Origin of the sequence: Neisseria sp. P0008.S010 (assembly GCF_051962715.1) — a bacterium.
In the GTDB taxonomy this organism is placed as follows: Bacteria; Pseudomonadota; Gammaproteobacteria; order Burkholderiales; family Neisseriaceae; genus Neisseria; species Neisseria elongata.
In genome coordinates, this window is record NZ_JBQCVA010000013.1 from 22,857 (window position 1) to 48,264 (window position 25,408).

At 54.1% G+C, this 25,408-nt stretch carries 21 protein-coding genes and 2 pseudogenes; 4 read left to right on the forward strand and 19 right to left on the reverse strand.

All coding sequences use genetic code 11. The annotated features are described in order from the left end of the window. Window positions 1-308: 308 nt before the first annotated feature. A complete protein-coding gene (gene mgtE, locus ACTHSL_RS05155) occupies window positions 309-1,751 on the forward strand; it encodes a magnesium transporter (protein WP_440380595.1) in 1,443 nt (480 codons plus the stop codon). Window positions 1,752-1,827: 76 nt separating this feature from the next. Here the strand turns inward: mgtE and ACTHSL_RS05160 are convergent, their stop codons facing one another. The 7 genes from ACTHSL_RS05160 to ACTHSL_RS05190 all read right to left on the reverse strand — a co-directional run bounded on the left by ACTHSL_RS05160 (window position 1,828) and on the right by ACTHSL_RS05190 (window position 6,878). Beyond that, the gene (locus ACTHSL_RS05160; RefSeq protein WP_440380596.1) at window positions 1,828-2,661 is read right to left on the reverse strand and encodes a DUF4198 domain-containing protein; all 834 of its coding nucleotides are present in this window, start codon (window positions 2,659-2,661) and stop codon (window positions 1,828-1,830) included. Between the two features lie 185 nt (window positions 2,662-2,846). Beyond that, window positions 2,847-3,806, reverse strand: coding sequence for an MlaA family lipoprotein (locus ACTHSL_RS05165; RefSeq protein WP_440380597.1), 960 nt, complete (start codon window positions 3,804-3,806; stop codon window positions 2,847-2,849). Continuing rightward, window positions 3,803-4,078 carry an STAS domain-containing protein gene (locus tag ACTHSL_RS05170; RefSeq protein ID WP_440380598.1) on the reverse strand — a complete coding sequence of 92 codons (276 nt, stop codon included), beginning with the start codon at window positions 4,076-4,078 and terminating at the stop codon, window positions 3,803-3,805. The genes ACTHSL_RS05165 and ACTHSL_RS05170 overlap by 4 nt, the downstream gene beginning before the upstream one ends. Further along, complete coding sequence (locus ACTHSL_RS05175) at window positions 4,078-4,674, reverse strand: MlaC/ttg2D family ABC transporter substrate-binding protein (protein ID WP_440380599.1); 597 nt, start codon at window positions 4,672-4,674, stop codon at window positions 4,078-4,080. The genes ACTHSL_RS05170 and ACTHSL_RS05175 overlap by 1 nt, the downstream gene beginning before the upstream one ends. A gap of 32 nt (window positions 4,675-4,706) precedes the next feature. Then, window positions 4,707-5,207 (reverse strand): outer membrane lipid asymmetry maintenance protein MlaD, encoded by a 501-nt coding sequence (gene mlaD / locus ACTHSL_RS05180; RefSeq protein ID WP_003772450.1) that lies wholly within the window; start codon window positions 5,205-5,207, stop codon window positions 4,707-4,709. A gap of 31 nt (window positions 5,208-5,238) precedes the next feature. Continuing rightward, window positions 5,239-6,015 carry a lipid asymmetry maintenance ABC transporter permease subunit MlaE gene (mlaE, locus tag ACTHSL_RS05185; protein ID WP_074897389.1) on the reverse strand — a complete coding sequence of 259 codons (777 nt, stop codon included), beginning with the start codon at window positions 6,013-6,015 and terminating at the stop codon, window positions 5,239-5,241. Window positions 6,016-6,077: 62 nt separating this feature from the next. Further along, window positions 6,078-6,878, reverse strand: a complete 801-nt coding sequence (locus ACTHSL_RS05190) for an ABC transporter ATP-binding protein (protein WP_049248350.1) — start codon at window positions 6,876-6,878, stop codon at window positions 6,078-6,080. Between the two features lie 288 nt (window positions 6,879-7,166). On the opposite strand from ACTHSL_RS05190, the gene apbC reads away from it, so the two are divergent. Next, the gene (apbC, locus tag ACTHSL_RS05195; protein ID WP_440380600.1) at window positions 7,167-8,246 is read left to right on the forward strand and encodes an iron-sulfur cluster carrier protein ApbC; all 1,080 of its coding nucleotides are present in this window, start codon (window positions 7,167-7,169) and stop codon (window positions 8,244-8,246) included. A 342-nt stretch (window positions 8,247-8,588) separates the two neighbouring features. Further along, window positions 8,589-9,269 carry a hypothetical protein gene (locus tag ACTHSL_RS05200; RefSeq protein WP_440380601.1) on the forward strand — a complete coding sequence of 227 codons (681 nt, stop codon included), beginning with the start codon at window positions 8,589-8,591 and terminating at the stop codon, window positions 9,267-9,269. Between the two features lie 491 nt (window positions 9,270-9,760). On the opposite strand, the pseudogene ACTHSL_RS05205 reads toward ACTHSL_RS05200, so the two are convergent. From ACTHSL_RS05205 to ruvA, 9 genes and pseudogenes are all read right to left on the reverse strand, one after another. Beyond that, window positions 9,761-9,878: pseudogene (locus ACTHSL_RS05205) on the reverse strand (prepilin-type N-terminal cleavage/methylation domain-containing protein); the annotation flags it as partial. A 396-nt stretch (window positions 9,879-10,274) separates the two neighbouring features. Then, window positions 10,275-10,380 (reverse strand): annotated as a pseudogene (locus ACTHSL_RS05210) (prepilin-type N-terminal cleavage/methylation domain-containing protein); the annotation flags it as partial. A 586-nt stretch (window positions 10,381-10,966) separates the two neighbouring features. After that, on the reverse strand, window positions 10,967-12,064 hold the full coding sequence (locus tag ACTHSL_RS05215) for an NnrS family protein (protein WP_440380602.1): 1,098 nt from the start codon (window positions 12,062-12,064) through the stop codon (window positions 10,967-10,969). Window positions 12,065-12,252: 188 nt separating this feature from the next. Then, window positions 12,253-12,867: a CadD family cadmium resistance transporter gene (locus ACTHSL_RS05220; RefSeq protein WP_003703682.1), complete on the reverse strand. Its 615-nt coding sequence runs from the start codon at window positions 12,865-12,867 to the stop codon at window positions 12,253-12,255. A gap of 310 nt (window positions 12,868-13,177) precedes the next feature. Continuing rightward, window positions 13,178-13,870 (reverse strand): ATP-binding cassette domain-containing protein, encoded by a 693-nt coding sequence (locus tag ACTHSL_RS05225; RefSeq protein ID WP_440380617.1) that lies wholly within the window; start codon window positions 13,868-13,870, stop codon window positions 13,178-13,180. Continuing rightward, window positions 13,870-14,667: an ABC transporter permease gene (locus ACTHSL_RS05230; RefSeq protein WP_440380603.1), complete on the reverse strand. Its 798-nt coding sequence runs from the start codon at window positions 14,665-14,667 to the stop codon at window positions 13,870-13,872. Before ACTHSL_RS05230 ends, ACTHSL_RS05225 begins: the two co-directional genes overlap by 1 nt. Before the next feature lie 442 nt (window positions 14,668-15,109). Next, window positions 15,110-16,087, reverse strand: coding sequence for an ABC transporter substrate-binding protein (locus ACTHSL_RS05235; RefSeq protein ID WP_440380604.1), 978 nt, complete (start codon window positions 16,085-16,087; stop codon window positions 15,110-15,112). A gap of 57 nt (window positions 16,088-16,144) precedes the next feature. After that, the gene (locus ACTHSL_RS05240; protein WP_440380605.1) at window positions 16,145-18,064 is read right to left on the reverse strand and encodes a TonB-dependent receptor; all 1,920 of its coding nucleotides are present in this window, start codon (window positions 18,062-18,064) and stop codon (window positions 16,145-16,147) included. Between the two features lie 180 nt (window positions 18,065-18,244). Then, complete coding sequence (gene ruvA / locus ACTHSL_RS05245) at window positions 18,245-18,829, reverse strand: Holliday junction branch migration protein RuvA (RefSeq protein WP_107993922.1); 585 nt, start codon at window positions 18,827-18,829, stop codon at window positions 18,245-18,247. 122 nt (window positions 18,830-18,951) lie between these two features. Here ruvA and ACTHSL_RS05250 point away from each other — a divergent pair, with 122 nt between their 5' ends. Further along, window positions 18,952-20,880: a hypothetical protein gene (locus ACTHSL_RS05250; protein ID WP_440380606.1), complete on the forward strand. Its 1,929-nt coding sequence runs from the start codon at window positions 18,952-18,954 to the stop codon at window positions 20,878-20,880. Between the two features lie 93 nt (window positions 20,881-20,973). Here ACTHSL_RS05250 and ACTHSL_RS05255 read toward each other — a convergent pair whose 3' ends face one another. The 3 genes from ACTHSL_RS05255 to ACTHSL_RS05265 form a co-directional block, all read right to left on the reverse strand. Continuing rightward, window positions 20,974-22,764 (reverse strand): aminopeptidase P family protein, encoded by a 1,791-nt coding sequence (locus ACTHSL_RS05255; protein WP_440380607.1) that lies wholly within the window; start codon window positions 22,762-22,764, stop codon window positions 20,974-20,976. A gap of 106 nt (window positions 22,765-22,870) precedes the next feature. Further along, window positions 22,871-23,833, reverse strand: coding sequence for a DUF4424 family protein (locus tag ACTHSL_RS05260; RefSeq protein WP_440380608.1), 963 nt, complete (start codon window positions 23,831-23,833; stop codon window positions 22,871-22,873). A 64-nt stretch (window positions 23,834-23,897) separates the two neighbouring features. Beyond that, a complete protein-coding gene (locus ACTHSL_RS05265; RefSeq protein ID WP_440380609.1) occupies window positions 23,898-25,346 on the reverse strand; it encodes an oligopeptide:H+ symporter in 1,449 nt (482 codons plus the stop codon). Window positions 25,347-25,408: the final 62 nt, after the last annotated feature.

Consider the following 25,408-nt stretch of genomic DNA (forward strand, 5'->3'; position numbering starts at 1 on the left):
TTGGCTGCGTATGTGCAGATAGTGGAGTACGGCTTGGTATTTGAAGTGTAATGTATATTTGGTCATAAAAAACTGCACCTTGATGGTTGGAGGAGGTGTGCCCAACTTTGGAGGTACAATTCAAACCCGTGAACGGTTTTTCAGACGGCCTCTTTTCTATGTTAGAATGCGCCCCGTTTTTGACAGCCCGCCTGCGCCGCAGGCAGAAATCATGGAACTTCCCGGTTCGTTTCCCGAAAATTCCCGCTTCTCCACCTGATTCTAAACCCGCTTGAATGCGCCGCCGCCTTCCTGCGGGCGGAGCATTTATGACCACACCGAACATCCCCACACCTGCCCAGGCCGCAGACGGCCAACGCCTCGATTTGGATATCGACCACGTTCACGAGCTGGCTGCCGCATTACTGCCCGTGTATGCCGATATTTCTGCCGGGCGCGCGCCTGCCGACGAAAAACTGAACGCCAAATTGGCCGAGCTGACCGCCATCCTGCACGAACTGCACCCTGCGGACATGGCCGTACTGCTCGAATCGCTGCCGCCGAAGGAGCGCGTCGTCGTGTGGAAACTGGCTGAGCCGGAAGACGACGGTGACGTATTGCTGGAAGTGTCGGAAGCCGTACGCGAAACCCTGATCGAAAGCATGGGCAAAGACGAACTGCTGGCGGCGGTGGAAGATTTGGATGCCGACGATTTGGCCGAACTGGCCGACGATTTGCCGCACCAGGTGGTCTATGAAGCCCTGCAAACCCGCGACGAGGAAGAACGTGAGCAGGTGAAGGCGGCGATGTCGTACGAAGACGGCCTGGTCGGCGCACTGATGGATTTCGAATTGGTCAGCGTTCGTGCCGACGTGAGCTGCGAGGTCGTGTTGCGCTACCTGCGCCGTTTCGAAAGCCTGCCCGACCACACCGACAAAATCTTCGTCGTGGATGAAGACGACATCCTCATCGGCGTGCTGCCCATCCGTAAACTGCTGGTATCCGCCCCCGAAGACTTGGTTGCCGACGTAATGGCGACCGACGTGGTGCGTTTCCGTCCGTCCGACGATGCGGAAGAGGCGGCGCAGGCGTTCGAACGTTACGACTTGGTTACCGCGCCCGTCATCGATGAAAACAACAAGCTCATCGGCCGTATCACGGTGGACGAAATGGTGGACGTTATCCGTGAAGAATCGGAAGCCGACATCTTGAACATGGCCGGTTTGCAGGAGGAGGAAGACCTGTTCGCGCCGGTGTGGGATTCGGTGAAAAACCGCTGGACGTGGCTGGCGGTAAACCTCTGCACCGCATTCGTCGCCAGCCGCGTCATCGGCGCGTTTGAAGGCAGCATTTCCAAAATCGTCGCCCTCGCCGCACTGATGCCGATTGTAGCGGGCATCGGCGGCAATTCGGGCAATCAAACCATCACCATGATTGTCCGCGCCATTGCCGTCGGCCAGTTGGCCGACATCCAGACCGGACGGCTGCTGAGGAAGGAAATCGGCGTCGCCCTGGCCAACGGCCTGATTTGGGGTAGCGTGATGGGGCTGGTGTCCTTCCTGCTCTATGACAGCATCGGCATCGGTTTGGTCATGGTGGCTGCGATGACGCTCAATCTGCTGCTGGCGGCGGCAGTGGGCGTATTGATTCCGACTGTGATGGAAAAACTCGGCCGCGACCCCGCCCTCGGCAGTTCGGTGCTGATTACCGCCGTAACCGACTCCGGCGGTTTCCTGATTTTCCTCGGCTTGGCCACGGCGTTCTTGCTGTAGGCCGTACGGATAAACCGAGAGGCCGTCTGAAACCCGATTTCAGGTTTCAGACGGCCTTTTTCCTTTTATCTGCCGCTTAATGGTGATGATGGTGATGCGGTTCCGTATTCGCCCGCACGGTGCCGACAGGCATAATCAGTGTGGCATACGCGGTAGAGTCGCCGCATACTTTGGGATCGGCAAACGGGGTTTTGTGTACCAGCCTGATTTTCCACAGCCCTTCAACCAAAGGCAGAATGTTCACTTTGCCCTGTTTGTCGGTTTTGCCGGAAAAGGCCTGCGGTTCGCGGTGGTCGTGCGTGGCCGCCGGGTCTTTTGCCGCAACGGTATCGGCGGTGGCGGTTACCGTCGCGCCTGCCAGCGGTTTGCCTTCGTATAGGATTTGTACCGGAAACAGGCTGCCCGGCCGCACGGTGTTCGGATTGGCCAATGGTACGATTTCCAAGGTTTGGCCGATCGGGCGGCTGATGGCGGACAAATCTTCGCCGTCATCGACGATCAGTACGCTTTTTCCGAACATCCGGCTCTGTTCGCACGATACCGCTTCCGGACGTTCGGCCAAATTTTTCTGTTCCCATTTGCCCACCGCGTCTTTCGACCAGAATGTCGGTTTGTAGGTTGCGCTGATGATGTAACTGCCTTTTTTCAGCTTGCCGCCGGTGTATTGGTAATTCTCGCCCTGTTGTTTCATGTTGCTGTGTTTGCCGTCGGGAGAAGTCAGTTGCAGTGGGGCGAAGATATGCAAACGGTCGTCGGCAATTTTTTCGGCATGAGGGAAGTCGTGGCTGTAGGCCAAATCGGCGCGGAGGGTGTCGGACGAGGCGAGTTTTGCCGGGGCGTTTACCCACACTTCGTGCGCCTGTGCGGATGCGCAGACGCCGATTAAGGAAATCAAAAGCAGTTTTTTCATCTCATTTCACCTTGACAAAGGTTGTTGAACGAAAATGATACATTATCACATTGTTTTTCCTGTGCACAGTAGGAAACCGATGGTGTGAACCATGGTATTGCCGTTTGCTTGTTATCCAATTGTACGAGGCCGTCTGAAAGGTGTTTTCAGACGGCCCCAAGTGATGGTGAAAACGGTAAAACGGATTATTCGCCGATAGTGCCGATGTGATTGGGTTCTTCCGCCGAAGCTGCTTCGGGGGCGGCAATGCCGGCGGCGGTTGTGTCAACGGCAGGTTCGGAAGCGGCTGAGGCAGTTGCCGAGGCCGGTATGGCGGCGGCAGATTCTTCCGGTGCCACCAATTCGTCGATGTCTATGTCTTCCCCGCTGCCTTCAGACGGCTTCAAACCGAGCTGGCGGCGGCGTATTTCCATGTAGCCGTCGCGCATCATGATATAGGGGTCGAGGGCGGCTTCCTCCATGCCGTCGGTCAGGTCGAGCAGGCTTTCGCGCGTGCTGACCGCATTGACGGCAGAGGCTGCAGCCCGGCCGGCGGTGGTGTGGAATACGGCGTTTTGCACCGGATAGGCCATCAGTGCGGTCGTACCCAGGCTGTCGCGGACGGTGGAGGGGCCCAAAATCGGATAAACGAAGTAGTTGCTGTTTTTCCAGCCCCATGAGGCGAAAGTGTCGCCCAGGGTGTTTTTGTTGTTCGGGATGCCGCCCGCACCGGCCACGTTGATCAGGCCGCCCAATCCGAAGGTGGTGTTGACGGAAACGCGCATGAAGTCTTCGCTGGCGCGTTTGATGTCCAAACGCAGCAGGTTGCTGCCGAAGCTGACCACGTCGCGCAGGTTGTTGAAGAAGTTGCCCACGCCGGTGCGTACCGGGCCGGGGGTGACTTTGCGGTAGCCGCGCGCAACCGGTGCGAGGACGTAGCGGTCTGCTTTGTCGTTCACTTTGAACATGAAACGGTTGTAGCGTTCGTAGGGGTCTTTGCTTTTTGCTTTGGCCGACTGCCGGGCGGGTTCGGAGGCCGTCTGAAAAGGCGTGCCGGATTGTGTTGCGTTTTGCGGCGGCGCGGTTTCTTTATCGGCGGCGGCAGCGGGCAGGGCGGCAAGCAGCAATGCCAGTGCGGCGGTGTATGCGATGGGGTGTCGTTTCATGGCGTGATCCATTCTCGGACTTCGTACAGTTCGGCCAAGTCCGCCACGGCGGGCGGCATATGCCTCAGTTCGGGACGGCTGCCGTTGCGGCGCAGTACGGAAAACAGCAGCGACAGGCAGGCGGAATCGGCACGGCTGACCGCAGACAAGTCCACAGCCTTGATGTCACCGCCGCTCAGTTGCAAAAATTGGCGGTAGGCACTGCCGTGCACGGTTTTGACGGTGATTTCGCCGTCAAGGTGCAATATGCCGTCGCGGATTTCGCAGTTCATTATTTGCCGCCGTTTTTGTTTTTCAATTCTTGAATCAGGCCGTCAAAGCCTTTGTTTTTAATGGTTTCACCGAATTGGTTGCGGTAAACGGTAACCAGGCTCGCTCCTTCGATGGCCACGTTGTAGACGCGGTATTTGCCGCCGCTCTGATAGGTGGTGAAGTCCATATTGACCGGTTTGCTGCCTGCCTGGCTGACTTCCACGCGGACGATGACTTCTTTGCCGCCACGGTTGATGATGGGATTGCCTTTGACATCGACGGCGGAATTTTTAAATTTCAGCATGGTGCCGGAGTAGGTACGGATTAACAGAGTTTGGAATTCTTTCGACAATTCCTGTTTCTGCGCCGGCGTGGCCTGCGTCCAAGGTTGGCCGACGGCTTGTGCGGTCATGCGCTGGAAGTCGAAATAGGGCAGGGCATAGTTCTCCGCCTCTTTGCGTACGGCCGCATTGTTGCTGCCGTTGGCTTTTTTCAGGATGGCCAATACTTGGGCGGCATTTTCGCGTACTTGGGAAACCGCCTGCTGCGGCGTGGCCTGTGCACTGCCTGCTGCGGCAAGGGTAATCAGGGCTACTGTGTAGAATGTGGTTTTCATGTTGTAACTTTCTCTGTTCGGGAGTTGTGGGGTTAGGGTTGGCTGTCGGCTGTTTTTTCAGACGGCTTGGCATTGCCTTCCGCCATATTGGTCATAAATTTGCCGATCAGGTTTTCCAGCACCAGTGCGGAGCTGGTCAGGCTGATGGTGTCGCCGTCGGCCAGGCTGTCGCTGTCGCCGCCCTGCATCAGGCCGATGTATTGTTCGCCAAGCAGGCCGGAAGTCAGGATTTGGGCGGAAACATCGCTGCTGAAAGTGTATTGTTTGTCCAATTGCAGCGTTACTTTGGCCTGATAGGTTGCCGGGTCGAGCGCGATGTTTTGCACGCGGCCGACCAGTACGCCCGATGCTTTGATGGGGGCTTTCACTTTCAGCCCGCCGATGTCGGTGAAGTTGGCATAGACGGTGTAGGTTTGCCCGCTGCCGCCGCCGAAGTTGCCGCCGCCGGCAACGCGGAAGGACAAGAAGGCCAGTGCGGCGATGCCGATCAGGACGAACAGGCCGACCCAAAATTCCAAAATGCTTCGTTTCATGAAAAATTCCTTGGTTGTAATTGCGCTGCGTTCAGCCGGTAAACATGAAGGCGGTCAGGATGAAGTCTATCGCCAGTACGACCAGTGCGGACGATACGACCGTGCGCGTGCTGGCGCGCAGGATGCCTTCGGACGTCGGCAAGGCGTGAAAGCCTTGGTGGACGGCTATCAGTGTAACCGCCACGCCGAAAAAGGCCGATTTGATCAGGCCGTTGAGTACGTCGTAGCCGAAGGAGATGTTGTTTTGCATCTGCGACCAAAAGATGCCGCCATCCAAACCCAGCCATTGCACGCCGACCAGATATGCGCCGTAAATACCGGCCACGTTGAAGATGGAGGCCAAGAGCGGCATGGAAAACACACCCGCCCAAAAGCGCGGCGCAACGACGCGGGCAACGGGGTTTACCGCCATGACATTCATGGCTTCGAGTTGTTCGGTGGCCTTCATCAGGCCGATTTCGCTGGTCATCGCGCCGCCCGCGCTGCTGGCAAACAGGATGGCCGCCAATACGGGACCCAGTTCGCGCAGCAGTGAGGCGGCCACCATGTAGCCCAAGATGTCGGCCGATTTGAATTTGGCCAGCTGGGTGTAGCCCTGCAAACCCAGCACCATGCCGACAAACAGGCCGGAGACGGCGATAATCAGCACGGAAAGCACGCCGGCAAAATACACTTGCCGCACGCTCAGGCGGAAGCGTAAAAGCGATGTGCCGGAGTGCGCCAGTATCTGCAGTAGAAACAGGCAGACGCTTCCGAGTGCCTGTATAAAGCCGAGGGTTTTCGCCCCGACGGTTCGGATAAGGTTCATATTTCGGTTCAATTGTTTTTTCAGACGGCCTTTTGTATTCGGCAGGCCGTCTGAAAACTGGTTTAACGTCCCAGCAAATCCTGCTGCAAAGTCGTTTGCGCCGGATATCGGAAGGCGACGGGGCCGTCGGCCAAGCCGCCGACAAACTGGCGCACCCAAGGCGAATCGAGTTCGCGCATTTCCTGGGGCGAGCCGGAAAATACCACTTCGCCGTTTGCCAAAAAAACCACCTGATCGACGATTTCCAGCGATTTTTCAATATCATGCGTAACCATCACGCTGGTTGAACGCAACGCTTTGTTCGCACGGCTGATCAAGTGGGCGATGACGCCGAGCGAAATCGGGTCGAGTCCGGTGAACGGTTCGTCGTACAGCATCAATTCGGGGTCGAGCGCGATGGTGCGCGCCAAAGCCACGCGCCGCGCCATACCGCCCGACAATTCGGCAGGCATCAGTTTTTCTACGCCGCGCAGGCCGACGGCGTTCAGCTTCAGCAGCACCAAATCGCGGATGACGGCTTCGGGCAGTTTGGTCAGCTCGCGCATCGGGAAGGCGATGTTGTCGTACACCGACAAATCGGTAAACAGTGCGCCGTGCTGGAACAGCACGCCCATGCGGCGGCGGTGTTCGTGGAGTTCCTGCGCGGAAAAGGCCGACAAATCGCGCCCTTGAACCAGCACTTGTCCCGACTGCGGGCGGATTTGGCCGGTAATCAGCCGCATCAGCGTGGTTTTGCCGCTGCCCGAACCGCCCATTACCGCCGCAAACGCGCCCTGCGCGATGCGGAAGCTGACATCTCGCAGTATCGGACGTTCGCCATAGGCGAAGACGACGTTTTTCATTTCGATAAACGGCTGGGTCATGGTGCGGCTCAAAGTTGAAAGCTTTGCATTCTAAATATTTGTTGCAGCAGGGGCAAATTTTCAGACGGCCTGTAAGATGCTTTAAACGCGGAAGTGTATGCAAACGGCTGATATTGTGCCGTTTCAACGGCTGTGGATATGCTCGAACCTGTTGTGGTTTTCAGACGGCCTGCCGTATTGCAGGCCGTCTGAAAAACAGGATGGGCAGTGTGGCAAATCTGCTAGAATCCCCGTTTGCCGTCTGTTTCGACAGGCGGCCACCATCAATAGGAAAGAAAGGACAATAAAATGGATATGGAAATTTACCGGCAGGCATTGTCTTCCGTCTGCCTGCCGGGTTGTACGCGCACCTTGGGCGGCGAAAAGGCCGTTAAAAAACTGCATGAAGAGGCAGACGGCCTGCATATCGAGTTATCTTTCGGTTTTCCGACCGCGCATTTGTGGGACGGGCTGGCCGAGCGTGTTCAGACGGCCTTGGCTGCCGCAGGCAATACCCTGCCGCTGCATATCGAAATCGCCACCGAAATCGCCACGCACAAAGTGCAGCCCGGCGTGGCAACGATTAAAGGCGTGAAAAATATCATCGCCGTGGCCTCGGGCAAGGGCGGTGTGGGCAAATCCACCACTACCGCCAACCTGGCAATGGCCATGGCGCGGATGGGCGCGCGCGTGGGCGTGCTGGATGCCGATTTGTACGGCCCCAGCCAGCCGACCATGCTGGGCGTGCAAGACCGCAAGCCCGATCAGGAAAACAAAAAACTGATTCCCGTGGAGGCGGACGGCGGCATTCAAGTAATGTCCATCGGCTTTTTGGTCGATACCGATCAGGCCGTGGTTTGGCGCGGGCCGATGGTCAGCCAGGCTTTGCAGCAATTATTGTTTCAAAGCGAATGGGACGATGTGGATTACCTATTTGTCGATTTGCCGCCGGGTACGGGCGATATTCAGCTTACCCTGTCGCAGAAAATCCCCGTTACCGGCTCGGTGGTCGTAACCACGCCGCAGGACATCGCACTGATAGACGCACGCAAGGCGGTCGATATGTTCGACAAAGTCAATATCCCGATTTTCGGCGTGCTGGAAAATATGTCGGTACACATCTGCTCCAACTGCGGCCATAGCGAAGCAATTTTTGGCAGCGACGGCGGCAAGGCCTTGGCTGAAAGGTTGAATGTGCCGCTTTTGGGTCAACTGCCGCTCACATTGGCGGTGCGCGAAGCGATGGATAGCGGTACGGCTAAGGCTTTGCAGGAAAACCATCCCGCCGTTGCCAAACTTTATACCGATGCGGCATTCAACATTGCACTGACTATTGCCGATAAAGGCAAGGATTACAGCCGGGCGTTTCCGAAGATTGTGGTGGAGTGATTTTGGCTGTTGGGTTTAATGCAAAGGCCGTCTGAAATGGTTTTTAGACGGCCTCAAGTTATAAAAAATATAGCAGGTAAAATTTTAATTCGAATAAGGAAAAAGCAACGAAGTATGTCAGTATATGCAATCAATTCATGAGAGATATTTTAGTGTTTTCGTTAAGGATCTCTTTTGAGTTTGGAGGTGTCAGCTTTTGGTTGATCCACGATAGTTTTAACGCTATCTGCATATTGGCGGTATAATGTTAGCTAATAACACGAATGGAATGAGAAAATCCAATATCATTTCAATCTTGCTGTAACTAATCAAATTATCATTCATGAATTACTTGAGAAAATCATGAAAAAAAGTTTACCTCTTAATAAAGTAGTTTTTAAATCTAAATTTCGGGCAGCTTTAATACATTTTTTATTTTCATTGATGATTTTCTTAGCTGTTGTCGGATGGTTAATCAGCGTACTTTATCCTTCATTCCAATTCAAACTAAATGGTGGTGTCCATGCCCTTCAATTATTAATTGGCGTGGATTTGGTATTGGGGCCGCTGCTGACATTGTTAGTTTTTCATCCAATGAAAGGTCTTAAGGAAAGAATTGGTGATTTTACGGTCATCGGTATTGTGCAGTTGGCCGCACTAGCCTACGGTTTGAATACCATGTATCAACAACATCCTAAAATGCTGGTGTTTTACGATTATGGGCGTATAGAGGTAATTACTCAGCAGGCATGGGAAGCTAATCCTAGTAGTACGGAAAATTTCCCTGTTGTAGGAGGTGTACCGACGGGGGCCTATCAAGTGGATACGGGGGCATATGTCCCATTGACTGTACAGATGTTGTCTGTAGCAGATCCGGCGGCCAGAAGTGTGATGACTTTTGAAGACAAGGCATATTTGAGCCATTTGGAAAAACAACATGGCAGGCTGTATGCTGTAATAGCAGCAGGAAAATATAAAACCGTTAATCTGGTGTTGAACGATAAAATGGAAGTGGTCGCCGAGTTTGGATGGCGGGATATTTAATTTAGTCAAGTATTATGCGCCGTTGGTATAAAGGAAAAGTAATAAAAGCAGGCTGCCATTCCAAGTTGCCTTCTGCAGGGTTTTAGAATATTTTCATTTATCTTAAGAAGGTTTAAACATTACCAGGTTATAGGTGTTCTAACGCATCATTAGATTTGGGAAGAGCCAGGCCGTCTGAAAACTACATTTTGTTTTCAGACGGCCTCTTTAATGCATATGTGTTGCTTACGGAGCTACCAGCTCACATGAACCTGTACGTGTTTTACACGAAACTTTTTTCAATAGGGCCGCTGTTCCCCTGGTTTGAGGTACGAATTCGATAGTTTCAGTTCTATCCCATGTCGCACCACGAACTAACTTGGTTGCAGGATTGACAGACAAACAGGCTTTTACGGTGTAAGTATTAGCCATGACTCCATCTGTGCCGATTTCGGCTACGCCGGCATTGATAAAGCCTTTCGCCTCTGATAGGCAGGCATTGTTGGCGGCTTTTTGCATGTAGTCCTGATAGGCGGGCAGGGCGATGGCCGCCAAAATACCGATAATGGCCACAACAATCATTAACTCGATTAAAGTGAAGCCCCGAAGAGTGTGTTTGTTCTTATCCATAAAAAATCTTTAAACCTTTAAATTAGCAAAGCATATGCCAACATCGGATTTACATTGAAAAACATATGCTGTTTTTAGTATTTGATTGAAAAATTAAAACAGCCCCATTTACATGGGGCTGTTTTGCCTAAACTAGCTATTATTGCAGGTGGCAAGTACCAGTTTGAGCTTCACACTCGGTGTCTTTTTTCAGAGCAGCAGTACCGCGAACTCTTGCAACGAATGTGGGGTTAGTACCAGCAGTAAATGCAGCACCAACAGCAGGAGTACCAGTAGCACTTGCGCAGGCAGCAGCAGTATAAGCTTTCTGAACAGAACCATCGGTAGCAATTTCAGCAATCGCACCGTTCATCCAAGCTTTGGCTTCGCCCAAGCAAGCGTTGTTAGCAGATTTCTGCATATAGTCTTGGTAAGCCGGCAGGGCGATGGCAGCCAAAATACCGATAATGGCGATTACGATCATCAACTCGATCAGGGTGAAACCTTTTTGCATTGCTTTCATGATTAACTCCAGTTAAGTGTTTGGTAAAAATTACCGTTTTAAAAATCAGCTTTGCCGCCCCATGCGGCGCCGCCTTGTGGTTATCCCATAATGTGCTTGGCACATATTCTTTCAATTTGCTTCAGGCTTCGCTTTTTGGCGTTGCCTGTTGCGGATGAAATGTATCAAGCAAAGCTTGTGCCAACGGAGTATTTTCAGCTATTTTTTTATTTAACAATTTGTTTATTTTAAGTTTTATTTTTTATATAAATTGTATTTGGAGTATGGCTGGCATGAATGACAGGTGTATTTTTACGGCAGATTTGACGTTTCGGGGCAGGTTGGAAGGGACGCTGGGCGGCAGTTGACGGATTTTGTCAGTTATTTGTCATGGATTGGTAGGGTGGCTGTCTTAATAGTCAATTTAAATAAGAACACCCTGTATCGTCATTCCCGCGCAGGCGGGAATCCAGTGGTTGGGTTTTCAGGAATTGATAGGAAAGGGCTGTTATGCGACGGTCTGGATTCCCGCCTGCGCGGGAATGACGATGGCAGGCATTTTTTATTTTGATCCACTATAAAATCCGATTTTCAGACGGCCTCTTCATTATTCCGGATCATCCGTAAACGCATTCGCCCGAAAGATTGGTACGAACGTCAACAGATAAAGCACGAACACGGCGGCGGTCAGAATCGCAGGGACGGTGATGAAGAATATCGGATTCACGTTCATTAAAACAGCGCGCGAGACGGCGGCGGCGAAGAGGATGGGGACGGCGATGCGGCAGAGTTTGGGATAATCGAGCTTGGTAAAGCCGCTGTGCCACAGTCCGGCAGTCAGCCACACCATCATCACGCCGCCCATCATGCCGCCGAGGGTAATCAGGTGCAGGGGCGAGGAGGTGGGCAAGTTTTGCAATTTCGCCGCGCCTGTCCACAGATAACCTGCGGCGGCAAAGAGTTGGAGCAGGTAATAGGTGCGGACGTAGTGTTTGCGCAGGAGTTCGTGATGGTGCAGTTCGCGCAGCTTGGCGAGCAGGATGAAGCCGACGGCGAGCGCGGTAAAACCAGCGGTTTGCGCGGGCAGCCAAAGTTCGGCGGCGGCGTGCAGCAGCAGGAAGGTGATGGCGATGTTTTTATAGACGACGTTGGGGATGAATACGGGGTCTTTCAGACGACATTCTTTGAGGGCTTCCGCACCCAAAAGGACGCTGACGCGGACGGATACGAACATGACCGCCGCCATGTTCAGATGCACTTGCGCGCGCAACAGGTTCAAATCGCCGCTGACGGCATAGGTCGTCTGAAAAACGGTGAACGCGGCAAGCAGCATCAACAGGGCAAAGTTGTCGGTGTTACGGTCGAGCCAAATCAGCCAGGCGCAGAACAGCAGCAACACCAGCCAATAGACGGCGATGAAAAACGAAGCGGTTTGCGACGCAAACGGCAGTAGGACGGATGCGGCAAGCAACAACGCCGCCAAGACGGTGGAAACGGGTTTCAGACGACCTTTATAACCCGTCCATTCGAGCATGGCGGCAGTCAGGAAACCGCCGTATGCCGCAGGCAGCATGAGTTCTAAGAAGATTTGGCGGTGCAGGACGATGGCGCCGGGGCTGATGAAAAACACCAACGCGCCGAGTATGGCAAGCACCGCCGCGCCGACAAAAAACGGCCGCATGGGGTGGGTGAAAAATTTATTCATGACTTGGCTTGATTCTGCATGAAGATGCTTTCTGATATGGATTTATTGGGCGGACAGGGCCGTATCTTTTGCCAAAGAGGCAAGCCTGCGGCTTGCTTGCCCTCTCCCTAACCCTCTCCCCGTGGGAGAGGGTTAGGGAGAGGGCAACGAACCGCAAGGTTTGTCAGATACTCAAATGCCCGTATCATTCATATTATTGATATTATTGTTCGAATTGTATTATTTTCAATAATAATAAATAACCCTAAACCAATATAAATAACAGCCATTATCCAACGACTAAACTTCTCTACAATTTCACCAACACCTGAAATATTAGCCAATCTTTGTGCTGTATATACTAAAACAAAAATCAATATTAAAAATACAAGAAGAGTAACTAATAAGTCGACAAGATCTAAAGTCACAAAGTAAGGAACAAAAAGTCCAATATTATCTGCACCACAACTAGCAACTGTAACCAAAGCAACAATACCGACTAATTTTGATAACCCTTTTTCATCCAATTCTTTTTTAGCTCTTTTTTCGCCCTCACAATCGTCGTAAATAGCAACTTTAATACCTAAGTAAATCGGTATTAAACCTAATAAACCCAACACCCATTTTTCCGGAACATAATTCAAAACAAAAGCTAGAAATAAACTAACTAATATTAAAATTACAGAACCTAAATATTGTCCGATATAAATATCTCGATATTCTTTTCTAGTATTTGCTCTAGCAAAAAATATTAATAGTATTACCAACAAATCTACTGCTGTAGCAATATATAAAACAGCAGCAGTAATCACAGTCGAAAACATAAAGCACCTCATAATGAATCCCCTGCTCCCTTGGCACCACGGCTTTTTCAAAAACCGAATCGCGTTCGGATAACAGATTCGTATCTTTCGCTAAAGAGGCAAGCCTGCGGCTTGCTTGCCCTCTCCCTAGCCCTCTCCCACGGGGAGAGGGAATTGGGCTGTCGAGTCCGAGCATTTTCAGGTTTACCCGCCATCTGATTCTCAATCCTGCGCCCTCTGATTTTCAGCAACCTGCTCCCCTCTCCCTGTGGGAGAGGGTTAGGGAGAGGGCAACGAACCGCAAGGTTTGTCAGACACTCAAATCCCCTCATCACTCATAATAATGAATCCCTTGAAACTCCCTAGCCACGACTGCCTCTTCAAAAGCCGAATCGCGTTCAGATAGCGGCGTGGGCAGGGTCATCACGTTTTGTACGTTCATGCCCTTAGCGGAAAGCAGCATAATTTCATGGCTCAGGCGTGCGGCTTCGAAGCGGTCGTGCGTTACCAGCATACACGCCATGCCCTGCCGCTCGATTTTTTCCACCAGCATGGCAACCAAAATATCGCGCAAATCGCGGTCCAAACCGACAAACGGCTCGTCCAGCAAGGCAAGGTCGCAGCCGCACAGCAGCAGGCGCAAAAACGCCACCCGTTTCGCCATACCGCCGGACAACTCGGTCGGATATTTGTTCAAATCGCCTTCAGTCAGCCCGACTTTCGCCGCCAGCGCGATGATTTCGCCTTCATCGGGTTTGCCCATAAAAATGGAGATATTCTGCATCGCGGTCAGGTTTTCCGGCAGGCGGTTTTCCTGAAACAGAAAACCCGTTTTACGGAAAGTATTGCGTATCGTGCCCGATTTCGGCGTTTCCAGGCCCGCAATCAGCCGCAAAACCGTCGTCTTACCGCAGCCGCTCGGCCCGAACAAAGCCTTCACTTCACCATGTTGCAAATTCAAACTGAAATCGCGCACGATGGGGTCGCGGAGAATTTCAAAACGCACGTTTTCAAGACAGAGCATCATCTCCTCCACGGCATAAATAAAATTTCCAAAGGCTTGGTAATCAGGTATTCAAACAGCGACACAAACACGATAACCAGCACCACATAAGCCATCACCGTCGAAGTCTCCAGCATCGCCCTCGCATCCGCAATCCGCGCGCCCACGCCTTCGCTTGCGCCCAAGAGTTCCGCCATAATTACCACCTTCACTCCCATCGCCACCGCCACGCCGATGCTGGAAATCACATAGCCCGTCAGATGCGGGATATACAGATAACGGATTTTTTTCAGACGGCCTAATTTATAAGCGTCAAACAACTCCTCATGCTGCTTGTTCACGCTCGCCATCCCGACCGCCGCACTCGCAAACGTCAGCGGCGCAACCAACACAATGATGGTAAACAACACGCTCGGATTGCCGAAACCGAACCAAAACAACGCCATCACCACCCAAATAATCGGCGGCATCGCCAACAAAACCGTAATCACAGGCTTAAGCAACGCCATCACCGTCTTAAAACTGCCCGCCACCAGCCCCGCTGCCAGTCCCGCTACCAGCGCAACCGAAATACCCACCACAGACCGCCACAGCGAAATCCCGATTTCGTTTTCCTGAAAATGTTTCAATAAATCAAACGACTTTTGAAACACCTCCACCGGCGCAGGCAGCATAAACCCGCCGAACACGGCACTGCCCCACGCCCACAACGCCACCACCACCATCGCCACGCTCAGACCGGCAAAGCCGCTCCAAAGGTAGTCGATGATGTAAAACACCGCAGGCTGCGGTTTACGGATTTTGTCGGTTTTAATCATGGTTTAGGTGTTGGTTTGTCGTTATGTTTTGGCAAGGATAGGCCGTCTGAAAAAAGTAGGTCGGATACTCGTATCCGACAGCCCCCATTTAGCCGAAATGTCGGATTCAAGAATCCGACCTACGCTGCTACCCGCCGTCATTCCCGCGCAGGCGGGAATCCAGAGGTTTAACGTTGCTGCAATTTTAAAACATTCCTGCAATATCAGAGACTGGATTCCCGCCTGCGCGGGAATGACGGCTTTTTGTGTACTGTTCGAATATTATCTGATAGGCCGTCTGAAAAAAGTAGGTCGGATACTCGTATCCGACAGCCCCGTTTAGCCGAAATGTCGGATTCAAGAATCCGACCTACGCTGCTGATAATGTCCTTATAGGCCGTCTGAAAATGACAAGTCGGATTTCATGGCTACTTCACTATTTTCAGACGGCCTCTCTCCTCTTTTAAGCCAAGAAGAACCCGTTATCCGGCAGCTTGCCGCCCAAGAGTTTCGGATTGAACTGCATCAGGATTTCGTAAAACTTCAAAATCTCGTTCTTCACTTCGCTGCCTTTGGTTACCGTCAGCCGCGCGCCGTCCAAGCCCATGACTAGGGCGGGTTCGGGGGCGGGGAGGTAGTTTTTGCCGATTTTCGCGGCGCTTTGGCGGTTGGCCAGTATCCAGTTGAGCGCGTTTTTCAAATCCTGATGGAAGATGTCGAACTGGGCTTTGTGCGCGTGGAAATATTCTTCGTTGGCGATGATGCCCGCCATCGGAATCAGCGGTTTGGTGTCAAACGCCTGCCCCCATGCCTTCACCAAATCAAAGCTGCGCACGACGTTTACGCCCATGGTTTTGCCTTTGAGCATGCTGGCGGTTGCCATCGGTTCGGGCAGGATGGCGGCGTGGTAGTCCTTGCTCAAAAACAGCCCCACCGCTTCGGGCGGCGTGGCGGTGTAAGTGATGCCGACTTTGTGTGCGTCGATTTTCAGTTTTTTCAACAAGGCTTGCAGCACGATGTCGGGCATGTCGTTTTTAAACGGCACGAGGATTTTTTTGCCGACCAAATCCTGCGGCGAGGTAATCGCGCTGCCTTTGCACATCAGCTGCGTGATGCCGTTGGTCAAAATATTGACCATGCCGACTTTCTGCCCTTGGTTGCGCAGGTTTACGCCGACATTGCTCGGGCTCATCATTACTTTAAATTGTCCGCTCGCTACGCCTGCGCGCAGTTGGTCGGGCGAACGCCAGATTTTCAGCGACACATCCGCCTGCTTCGCCAGCTTGCCTTGCAACGCCGCTACGGCAATGGTGACGCTGGGCATCGCCGGTGCGCCGTAAATGGTAAATTGCTCTTTCCCCGCCGCCAACAGCGAAGGCGAAACGCCTGCCGCAGCCAGCGCGGCGGTCATTTTTAAGAAATCACGTCTTTTCATATCCATTTTTTATCTCCTAATTCTTAATAAGCCAATGCAGGCATTCTTTCAGACGGCCTGATTTTAAAACGCCGCGTGCAAACTCAACCAATATGTCCTGCCCGGTGCATACACTACGCTGGGCGACAGGGCGAGAACGTGGTCGCCGCTGATGTGTTCGGCGTATTTTTTGTTGAATACGTTGTTCACACCCAGGCGCAAGCCGTATTTGTCTTTGATGTTTACGCCGGCATACACGTCGGCAACGGTAAAGCCTTTGGCGGCTTCGCGTTTGTCTATGCCCAAACCGCTTGCCGCGTCAAAATCGCCGCGCGTTTGTTTGGCGACAAAGCGTGCCGCCGCGCCGATGTTGTAGCTGCCGTGGGCAAAGTAGTTTTTGTAGTCGGCTTGGACGGCGGCTTCAAACGGACGGATTTGATAAAGCGGCCTGCCGTCGGTTTCGTTGTGTCCGTAGTTGTAGGCGGCTTTGATGCCTGCCGCCCAATGCGGATTGAAGTTGTAACGCGCGTATGCCTGCGCGGTGAATAGGCGCGCATCGACATTGCGTGTGATGATGCCGCTGCCTTTGGAGGCCGTGCCGCGTTGTCCGCGTGCGCGGTCAAAAATAATCAGGTCTTTGACTTTGTCCGCCACAAGCGTGCCGCCTACGTTCCAGCCCGCGCCTGCCAACGAGTTCATGTAGCCGTTGTAGTAGTCGTTGCGGCTGTCGGCGGTGAGCTTGATGCGGTTGTGTTTTTCGGTTTTCAGCAGGGGGTTGCCTGCGATGGCGGCGGCCGGATTTTGGTTCATCAACGCGCCGTTCATGCGGTTTTGCACGATGGCGGCAAGCGAGTTGAAGCGTTCGGTGTTGTCGCCGATGCGTTCCAAATGTGCGAGGGAAACGCTGTATTTTTGCGTTTCAGACGGCGTGAAATCGTATTTGAGTTCGCCCGACAAAGCATGACGGCGCACTTTGCCGTTGAAGTCGTAGCCGTAATGGGTTTTCCAGATTTGCTGCGCCGAGGCGAAGGCGAGATTGCGGTTCATCGGATGGGCGGGTTGCGCCGTATTTTTGCGAACGTCCGCTTCGTTGAGTTCGTAGCTCAAACCCAAGCCTAGTTTGTGTTGGTCGTTGAATTTGTAGGACAAGGTATCGGCAATGCGCCAGCGGTCGATGTGCACATCGGCGAAACGGTAGCCGTTGAGGAAGTCGCGCATGGCGGTGTGGGTGTTGCGTTCGCCGTTTTGGCTGTCATTGCGGTAGCTGACGGCGGCCGTGTTGTGGAACTTGCCGAAGTCCGCGTCGTGTTTGAGCGAGAAATCATACACTTTGCGGTCAAGCTCTACGAATACTTGCTGCGGCGTGTTGTTTTGGCGCAGGGAGTAATTGTCGGCATGGCGTTTGAGTTTGATGACGCCTGCTTCCGCGCTGACCGTATTGCTCAAATCGGCATTGCCCCAACGCGCGTTGAGTTTGGCGATGTGGCGTTCGGTATCCAATGCATCGTTGACGAACTGCGGCTGGCGGTCGTTGTTGATGTCGTCGTGCAGATAAGTGAGGCGGTATTCCTGATTTTCAGACGGCACGAAACCGAGTACCAAAGCCTGATTGAAGCGGCTGTATTTCCAATCGGTATCGCGCCCGCCGCCGTCTTTGTAGCCGTTTGCCTTGGTGTGATTGAGGTTGGCTACGCCGTACACCTTCGCCCCGCGTGCTTGCGCGGTAACGGAGTTGTAAAAGCTTTTGCCGTAAAAGCCGCTGTTTGCCTTCAGCGGGCGGAAGGCTTGGTCTATGTTTTCGGTAATAAAGTAATGATCGCTGCGGTCGGTATGGTCGAATTGGTTTTCGGGGAAGTAGCCCTGAGCTGCGGTCGGCGCAACGGGCTTGGGGGGCGAGAAGGTTTTGACAGGCTGGATTTCGTCAGGGTCTGCCAAGGTTTCCGCGAAAATGGGTGCCGATGCAAGGCCGCCCATCAGCAGCCAGGCCAGATGTTTTTGTTTCATGTCATATCCTGATAATAATTTTTATTTATTATGCTATTAAAAGTAATGCAAGTAAAGAAAAGTTTCTTTCAATCGGCTGAAGGAAACTTTTATTGATGTTTGCCGCTATGGCCGAATGTAAAAAGGCCGTCTGAAAACGGTATTTTCAGACGGCCTGTTGTGTTTTTATTGCTTTGCAGCTTATTTCAGCAGGTTTTTCAAGGCCAGACGTACGCCTTCGCCCACTTCCGTTCCCGGGGCGATGCCTTTGACGGCGGCGCGGGCTTCGCGGTCGCTGTAACCCAGGGCCAGCAGCGTGCCGATGATGTCGTCGGTTTCGTCGGCGGCCTGCGGTTGGGCAAACAGGCCGTCTGAAACGGTACTACCGGAAAGTTTGCCGCGCAGTTCGAGTATCATGCGCTCGGCGGTTTTTTTGCCGATTCCCGGAGCGGAAGAGAGGCGTTTGACGTCTTCCTGCGCCACGGCCTGCGCCAGTTCGTCGGCGGTCATGGCAGACAGGATGCCCAGGGCGGTTTTTGCGCCGATGCCGCTTACTTTGACCAGTTGGCGGAAAGTCGCGCGTTCGGCGGCCGTGCCGAAGCCGAACAGCAGGTGTGCGTCTTCGCGCACGACGAGCTGGGTGTAGAGCTGCACGGTTTCGTTCAGGGGCGGCAGGTTGTAGAAGGTCTGCATGGAAACGTCGGCTTCGTAGGCCACGCCGTTTACGTCGATGACGATTTGCGGCGGCTGTTTTTCGATGAGTTTTCCGGTCAGGCGGCTGATCATGGGGATTCCTAGAATGGATTAAAACGGGCGGGATTATAGTGCGAAACGGGCGGCGCGATTCGGCGCCGGTGAGTATAATTGCGCGGCCGTGGTTTCTGGCAGGGCGTTTTCAGGGGGAATGAATGAGTGATAACAGAAAACATGATGAGTTGGCGGGCATTCTGCTGTTTCGGTTGCGCAATCTGATTGACGGCAATCAGGCGCGTGCGGATGACGTTGTACCCGGGGTGTATGAAGCGGAGGATTTTCGTGTCCGTTTGTTTGTGTTGTGGTCTTTTTTCGGCAGGATGGAGGACAGCGTAACGGCGGGCGATGTTTCGATGGCTGACCATTTCGGTTACAACGGCGCGGCATTTGCGCGGCACAGCGGCGAATTGTCGGAACGGGCGGCCTGCGATACGGATTTGCGGGCGGGCTTTATGGACAGGCTGCGTGCTGCGGGCGGGAAAGGTGTGGCCGAATCGGGGCGGGAAACGGCTTTCCATACTTTCCGGCCGTTTTCCATGCATGAGCAATGCCAATCCTGCCACGGCAAAGGCAATATCTCATGCCACTCCTGCCAAGGATCGGGGCGGGAGCGGTGTCATTGGTGCGGCGGTTCGGGGCAACATGCCGAGCAGGTGCCGGTATATGACGGCAACAGCCAATACCGGGGTACGCGGACGGTGTACAAAAGCTGCGGCGGTTGCTGGGGCAGCGGATACAGGACGTGCGGTTCGTGTTCGGGCAGCGGCAGGGAAAAATGCGGCAATTGTTCGGGCTACGGCTTTTTTACCCGTGTCCGAGAAATACAGGCATTGGCCGTGCCGTCGTACGAGGTGGCTGCGGATACGCGGTTTGCCCCTCAGGCGTTGAGCGATTTGCTGGCCCGGTCGGGGGCGGAATTTTGCGGCGAGAAAATCCCGTTCGATTTGAATGGGGAGCAGGCGGGGGAAAAGATGCACCAGATGTCGTATGCCGGTATCAGCACCGCCGTCATGCTGCCGTTCGGGCTGAAGGGGAAGACGTATATCTGTCATGCGTTTTCCAATCCGCCGTATCCCTATGTGCGGCCGACCGTGTTCGACGATTTGTTTGCCGACGAGCTGGCGTTCCTGCAGACGAATTTGTCCGGAAAGCGGAAATTGGGCAAAAAGGATGCGGTGGCGTTTTTCAGCCGCTATGCCGGACAGCCGGTTTTGGATGATGCTATGCGTAAAATCGCGGATTGCCGCACGGCGCAGGACGAAGATACCGGCCATGCCGTTCAGACGGCTTGCCAAGGCTTTATCAGTACGGAAATGGCAGGGCGGCTGGCCAATGTGCTGAACTTGATCATCGATAAAGTGTCTCCCGCCTATTCTCCGGCCGTATGGATTTTGTCCGGCCTGCCGGTTTTGGCCTATCTGGCCTTGCTGCAGGAATGGGATGCCGAACAGAATATTGCCGCGAAGCCGTTCGGAACATTACTGGGCGGCGGATTGGCTTTCCTGCTGATCCTGTTAGCTGTCGGTATTGCGGCTTCTTTGCTCAGTATGGTGGTTGTGGCCTGGCAGAGGCGCAAAGTACCGCCTGCCTACCGCCAGCAGATGCGTAATGCGGAGGCATTCGGAAAATTGTTCGGCTGGGGCTTCCTTGTATGGATGGCGGCCTGCGCCTACGGTTTTGCCGCCTCGCAGGATTGGCTGCCGAAAAGCGAAGGCCGTTTGGCCTTGGAGGTAACTCAGGCGGCGTGCAGGCAGGCGGACGGGTGGTTGGGGCCGTCTGAAAACGGGGAATTCGAAGGAAACAGTTTTTTTGCGAAGCTGAAACGGGATTTCGGCAGTCTTTGCCGGCCTTCTGACAATCATACCGAAAGGATGGAACTGCCTGCGCAAAAAGAGCAGGTGCTGTATATCCAACGCCGTTTGCAGGCAGGCGGTTACAAGATTAAGGCCGACGGTAGATTCGGTAAAGAAAGCCGCCGTTTGGCCCGCGATTATCTGGCCAAAGCAGGGCAGTCCGTTGCCGACGATGCTGCGACGGAGGATTACTATCGGGTGTTTTTGCAGCTGGAAGAAGCAGGGTATTGAGCCTGCATGGCTTTCGACATCAAAGAGGCCGTCTGAAAACCTTAAAACGGGTTTTTCAGACGGCCTTTCAACTTATTGCGGCCTTTACCGTTTTCAGACGGCCTCTGTCCGCAGCAGCAGCCAGTCGCGTGCTTCGCCGTCTACCAGCGGCAGCAGTTTTTCGCGCACGTCGGCGTGGTAGGCGTTGAGCCAGCGGATTTCTTCGGCCGTCATCAGCGACAGGTTTATCGGGCGCGTGTCTATCGGGCAGAGGGTGAGGGTTTCGAAATGCAGGAATTTGCCGAATTCGGTTTCCTGCGGCGATGCCACGGGCAGGCTGGCGACGAGGTTTTCGATGCGGATGCCCCATTTGCCCGGGCGGTAGAGGCCGGGTTCGTTGGAGGTAATCATGCCTGCCTTCATTGTTTGGTTCGGATTGGCGGGTGTGAGGTAGGAAATAATCTGCGGGCCTTCGTGCACGTTCAGGAAGTAGCCCACGCCGTGTCCCGTGCCGTGGCCGTAGTTGCATTGTTCCTGCCAAAGGGGTTTGCGGCAGATGGCGTCGAGCAGGGTGGAACCGATGTTTTCGGGGAACACGGTTTCGGCCAGCGCGATATGGGCTTTTAAGACCAGCGTGTAGTCGCGTTTTTGTTCGGGCGTGGTTTCGCCGACGGGGACGACGCGGGTGATGTCGGTGGTGCCGCCCAGATATTGCGCGCCCGAGTCAATCAGCAGCAGGCCGCTGCCGGTGATGTCGCTGAACGCTTCGGGCGTGGCGGCGTAGTGCGGCAGCGCGCCGTTGGCGTTGTAGCCGGCGATGGTGTTGAAACTGAGTGAAACGAAGTTCGGGCGCGCGCTGCGGTATTTGTGGAGCATGGTGTCGATGTCCAGCTCGTTCATGGCGGTGCCGTCGGCCAGATTGCGCTCGAATTCGGCGAAGAAGCCGCACAGTGCCGCACCGTCCTGCCGCATGGCTTCGCGCACATGGTCCAAATCGGCGGCGGATTTGACGGATTTGAACAGGGCGGACGGGTTGATGTTTTCAATCAGGCGGTTCTCAGACGGCATGAGTTGCAGCGTGCTGACGGCGGTTTTGTCGGGGTTGACGAGCAGGCCGTCTGAAATTCCGGCCAAGGCTTCGCGCACGGCGGCGTAGTGTGCGGTGGTGATGCCCGCTTCGGCCAGCAGCGCGCGCGATGCCGGATTCAGCTTGGCTTCATCGACAAACAATACGGCCGAATCGGTGCCGATGAGCAGATACGACAGAAACACGGGATTGTACGGTACGTCGCTGCCGCGCAGGTTGGTCAGCCATGCGGTGTCGTCGAGCGAAGAAATCAGATGCCAGGCCGCGCCTTGTTCTTTCATGGCGGCGCGCACGCGGGCGAGTTTGGCGGCGGCGGTTTCGGAAACGAAGGCTGCGTCGTGCGGGAAAACGGTTTCCTGCGGCAGGGCGGGGCGGTCGGCCCAAACCGCGTCGGTGATGTCGCGCGATACGTCTAGGCGGATGTTTTTGGCGGCGAAGGCGGTTTCAAGCTGGCGTTTGGCGGTCAGCGACAGCATGTCGGCCGCTGCGCCCGCCGCCGAGCCGTCCGGCAGTTCGGCAGCCAGCCAGTCGGTGTAGGGCGCGACTTCGCCGACTTTCTGCAATTCTATGCCGCTGCCTTGGAGCTGGTGTGCGGCTTGTTCCCAATAGCGGCTGTCCGCCCACAGGCCGGCTTTGTCGGCGGTAACGACCAAGGTGCCGACCGAACCGGTGAAGCCGGAAAAATACACCCGCGCCTGCCAGTGTTCGGGCAGGTATTCGGACAAATGGGGATCGGCGGACGGGATAATCCAGGCGTCTAGGTTGTGTTCGCGCATGGTTTGGCGGAGTTTGGCAAGGCGTTGGGCGGCGGGGTTCATGAGTTGTTCCTTTCTGCGTGCGCGCCGTTTCGGCGGCGGATTGGATGGGTGGAGGGGCCGTCTGAAAGCAGGGTTTCGGTTTTTCAGACGGCCTGTTCGGTTCGGCTTATTCGTTTACTTCTTCCAACGCGGTGAAGAAAATAACATCCAAGTCCTTTTTGGGTAGGAAGTCGGATTTTTCGGCGCGGAAGACGTTAGGGCCGGTTTTACGCAACGACTTGTCCCAGCACATGGAAACGAGCTGGCCGGGTGCGCGTTCGATTGTCAGCGTAAACTTGCCGATGGGTTTGGCCCAGTTTGCGCCGGTGGTCAGGATGTAGCCCAATTGGGTATAGAAGCGCATTTTACGCTTGGGGTCGGCCAGCGTCCGGTGCAGGTCGTCGCTGATACAGTAGGCCTTGTCCATTTCGCCGCCTTTTTCGAATTGGGGCGGGTAGACGAAGCTGCCGCCCAAAAGCGGGGCGTACTGATGCTTGATTTCGGTGGTTTTGCCGGCTTTGAAAGTCTGCTTCCAGCTGTATACGACCTGAGCCGACCAGAAATCGCTTATGTCGTCATCGACTTTCAGCTTGAGTTTGGCCGCCTGCGGGGCTAGGCATGCCTTGATTTTGGCCGACAATTTTGCGTAATTGTGCTTCTGCGTCCACGGATTCATCAACTCGTCATCGGACAGCCCGCATCGTTTCAATTCTGCGGTCAGGTCGGCCTTTTTGCCGTCCTTTGTTTCAAAATAAGCGCGGACATGGGCTTGCGGCTTGACGGCCCTGCCGTCTGCCCAAATGCGGAAACTGCCGATTAGGCCGGCCGTGTCGGCGAAATCGCCGTCATAATCGGCCGCCACTTCGGGCAGCGGGAACAACACCGTTTCGGTGATGTCCCGCGTGGAATTATTCTTAAACAAATAAGCCACACGGATTTGCCGCTGGCTGATGTACAAATCCTCGCTCTGCATTTCAATATGCGGATTTTTTAAATATTGGATGCCGCCGGTTTCGATAAAGCCGGTGCTGTCATTGGCTTGCGCCGTTGCGGCGGCGAGCAGTAGGGGAAGGAGAATAGCGCGTTTCATGGGATGCCTTTGAAAAAACAGAGGAAGGCCGTCTGAAATGTTTTCAGACGGCCTGAAGCGCATGTTAATCCGCACCTTTGAGCATACGGTTCAGTACGGGAACCTGCACCAGCAGCGCGATGCCGACCGATACACCGATGATGCACAGCAACCAGTAGAAATCGAGTGGTGCCTTTTCATCATAAAACCGTTTGAACAACTGACCGCCCAAGGTAAAACCGATGGAGAGGGCAAGGAAGTTCAAGGCCACCATCTGGGTTTTGAACATCGGCGGGGCGATTTTGGTGGCCAGGGAGAGGGAAATCGGCGACAGCAGCAGTTCGCCCATCGTTACGGACAGCAGTACCAATGCGAAGATAATGATCGGCATCGGTGTGCCGGAAGAAATGTAGGGCACGAAGCCGAGGTAGGATACGCCGACCACCAGCATCGCCAGAGCGAATTTCAGTGGTGTTTTCGGCTGGCGTTTGCCCATTTTTGTCCATACGGCGGCCAATACACCGGAGAACAATACTACCCACATGCTCTGTATCGAGTCTTTCCATGCCACGGGTACGGTAAAGCCGAAGAATGTGCGGTCTACCGTTTCGTCAAAATATACGGTGGCTACGGTGTACACTTGGAACCATACCGCCCAGAAGGCGCAGATGGTGATAAACAGCGGGATATAGGCCATGATGTGGCGTTTGTTTTCTTGATCCACATGCCGGCTGCCCAGCAGGCGCGAGAAGTAGGCAATCACGGCCAGAATGACTGTTACCAGCAGGAATTGCGGGAAGGTTTCCAAGTTCAGCGCGCCGGTGGCGATCAGGCTGCCCAAAACCAATATCATCAATACGCCGATTGCGGCGGCGGTTTTTACTTTTTCCGGCTGCAGCGGATTGGGGGCGGGCGTATGGGGCAGATTTTTGCGGCCTAGGGAATACCACCACAAACCAAATGCCATGCCGACGGCGGCCGCACCGAAACCGTAATGGAAGCCGTAATCTTTTTGCAGCAGGCCGGTAATGATGGGGCCGAAGAAACCGCCGACGTTGATGGAAATGTAGAAAATTGAGAAACCCGCATCGCGCAGCGGTTTCATTTCATCGCTTTCATACAGCGAACCGACCATGGAGCTGGCCGACGACTTTACGCCGCCGCTACCCAAGGCGATGCACACTAGGCCAAACAGCAGGCCGGACAGGCCGGGGATGACGGCCAGCAGGATGTGGCCGAGCATCACGACGATGCCGGAGGTAAACAGTGTTTTTTCCGCCCCGAAAATCCGGTCGGCCAACCACGCGCCGAGGATGGTGGATAGGTAGACGCTACCGCCGTATGCGCCGACGATGCCGCCGGCCAGCGTTTTGTCGATACCCAACCCGCCTTCCTTCGCTGTGTAGTATAGATAAATCATCAGGATACCCTGCATGCCGTAGAACGAGAAACGTTCCCACAGTTCGATGTGGAACAGGGTGGAGAGTTGGATTGGGTGGCCGAAGAATTTTTTGGCCGGGTTTGGGGTAGACATAAATTCTCCTAAAAAAGGCAATCGGTTTTTTTCTTAGCCGGCAGGCGGTATTCGGCAGTCTG

Excerpts from the sequence above, each read along its gene's own strand:
- mlaE (WP_074897389.1), bottom strand. The coding sequence starts at position 6,015 with ATGAACCTTATCCGAACCGTCGGGGCGAAAACCCTCGGCTTTATACAG.
- ACTHSL_RS05170 (WP_440380598.1), bottom strand. The coding sequence starts at position 4,078 with ATGAACTGCGAAATCCGCGACGGCATATTGCACCTTGACGGCGAAATC.
- ACTHSL_RS05255 (WP_440380607.1), bottom strand. The coding sequence starts at position 22,764 with ATGAACCCCGCCGCCCAACGCCTTGCCAAACTCCGCCAAACCATGCGC.
- ruvA (WP_107993922.1), bottom strand. The coding sequence starts at position 18,829 with ATGATCAGCCGCCTGACCGGAAAACTCATCGAAAAACAGCCGCCGCAA.
- ACTHSL_RS05240 (WP_440380605.1), bottom strand. The coding sequence starts at position 18,064 with ATGAAACAAAAACATCTGGCCTGGCTGCTGATGGGCGGCCTTGCATCG.
- apbC (WP_440380600.1), top strand. The coding sequence starts at position 7,167 with ATGGATATGGAAATTTACCGGCAGGCATTGTCTTCCGTCTGCCTGCCG.
- ACTHSL_RS05215 (WP_440380602.1), bottom strand. The coding sequence starts at position 12,064 with ATGAATAAATTTTTCACCCACCCCATGCGGCCGTTTTTTGTCGGCGCG.
- ACTHSL_RS05200 (WP_440380601.1), top strand. The coding sequence starts at position 8,589 with ATGAAAAAAAGTTTACCTCTTAATAAAGTAGTTTTTAAATCTAAATTT.
- mlaD (WP_003772450.1), bottom strand. The coding sequence starts at position 5,207 with ATGAAACGAAGCATTTTGGAATTTTGGGTCGGCCTGTTCGTCCTGATC.
- ACTHSL_RS05260 (WP_440380608.1), bottom strand. The coding sequence starts at position 23,833 with ATGAAACGCGCTATTCTCCTTCCCCTACTGCTCGCCGCCGCAACGGCG.
- ACTHSL_RS05225 (WP_440380617.1), bottom strand. The coding sequence starts at position 13,870 with ATGCTCTGTCTTGAAAACGTGCGTTTTGAAATTCTCCGCGACCCCATC.
- ACTHSL_RS05175 (WP_440380599.1), bottom strand. The coding sequence starts at position 4,674 with ATGAAAACCACATTCTACACAGTAGCCCTGATTACCCTTGCCGCAGCA.
- ACTHSL_RS05160 (WP_440380596.1), bottom strand. The coding sequence starts at position 2,661 with ATGAAAAAACTGCTTTTGATTTCCTTAATCGGCGTCTGCGCATCCGCA.
- ACTHSL_RS05220 (WP_003703682.1), bottom strand. The coding sequence starts at position 12,867 with ATGTTTTCGACTGTGATTACTGCTGCTGTTTTATATATTGCTACAGCA.
- ACTHSL_RS05165 (WP_440380597.1), bottom strand. The coding sequence starts at position 3,806 with ATGAAACGACACCCCATCGCATACACCGCCGCACTGGCATTGCTGCTT.
- ACTHSL_RS05250 (WP_440380606.1), top strand. The coding sequence starts at position 18,952 with ATGAGTGATAACAGAAAACATGATGAGTTGGCGGGCATTCTGCTGTTT.
- ACTHSL_RS05230 (WP_440380603.1), bottom strand. The coding sequence starts at position 14,667 with ATGATTAAAACCGACAAAATCCGTAAACCGCAGCCTGCGGTGTTTTAC.
- ACTHSL_RS05265 (WP_440380609.1), bottom strand. The coding sequence starts at position 25,346 with ATGTCTACCCCAAACCCGGCCAAAAAATTCTTCGGCCACCCAATCCAA.
- ACTHSL_RS05190 (WP_049248350.1), bottom strand. The coding sequence starts at position 6,878 with ATGACCCAGCCGTTTATCGAAATGAAAAACGTCGTCTTCGCCTATGGC.
- mgtE (WP_440380595.1), top strand. The coding sequence starts at position 309 with ATGACCACACCGAACATCCCCACACCTGCCCAGGCCGCAGACGGCCAA.
- ACTHSL_RS05235 (WP_440380604.1), bottom strand. The coding sequence starts at position 16,087 with ATGGATATGAAAAGACGTGATTTCTTAAAAATGACCGCCGCGCTGGCT.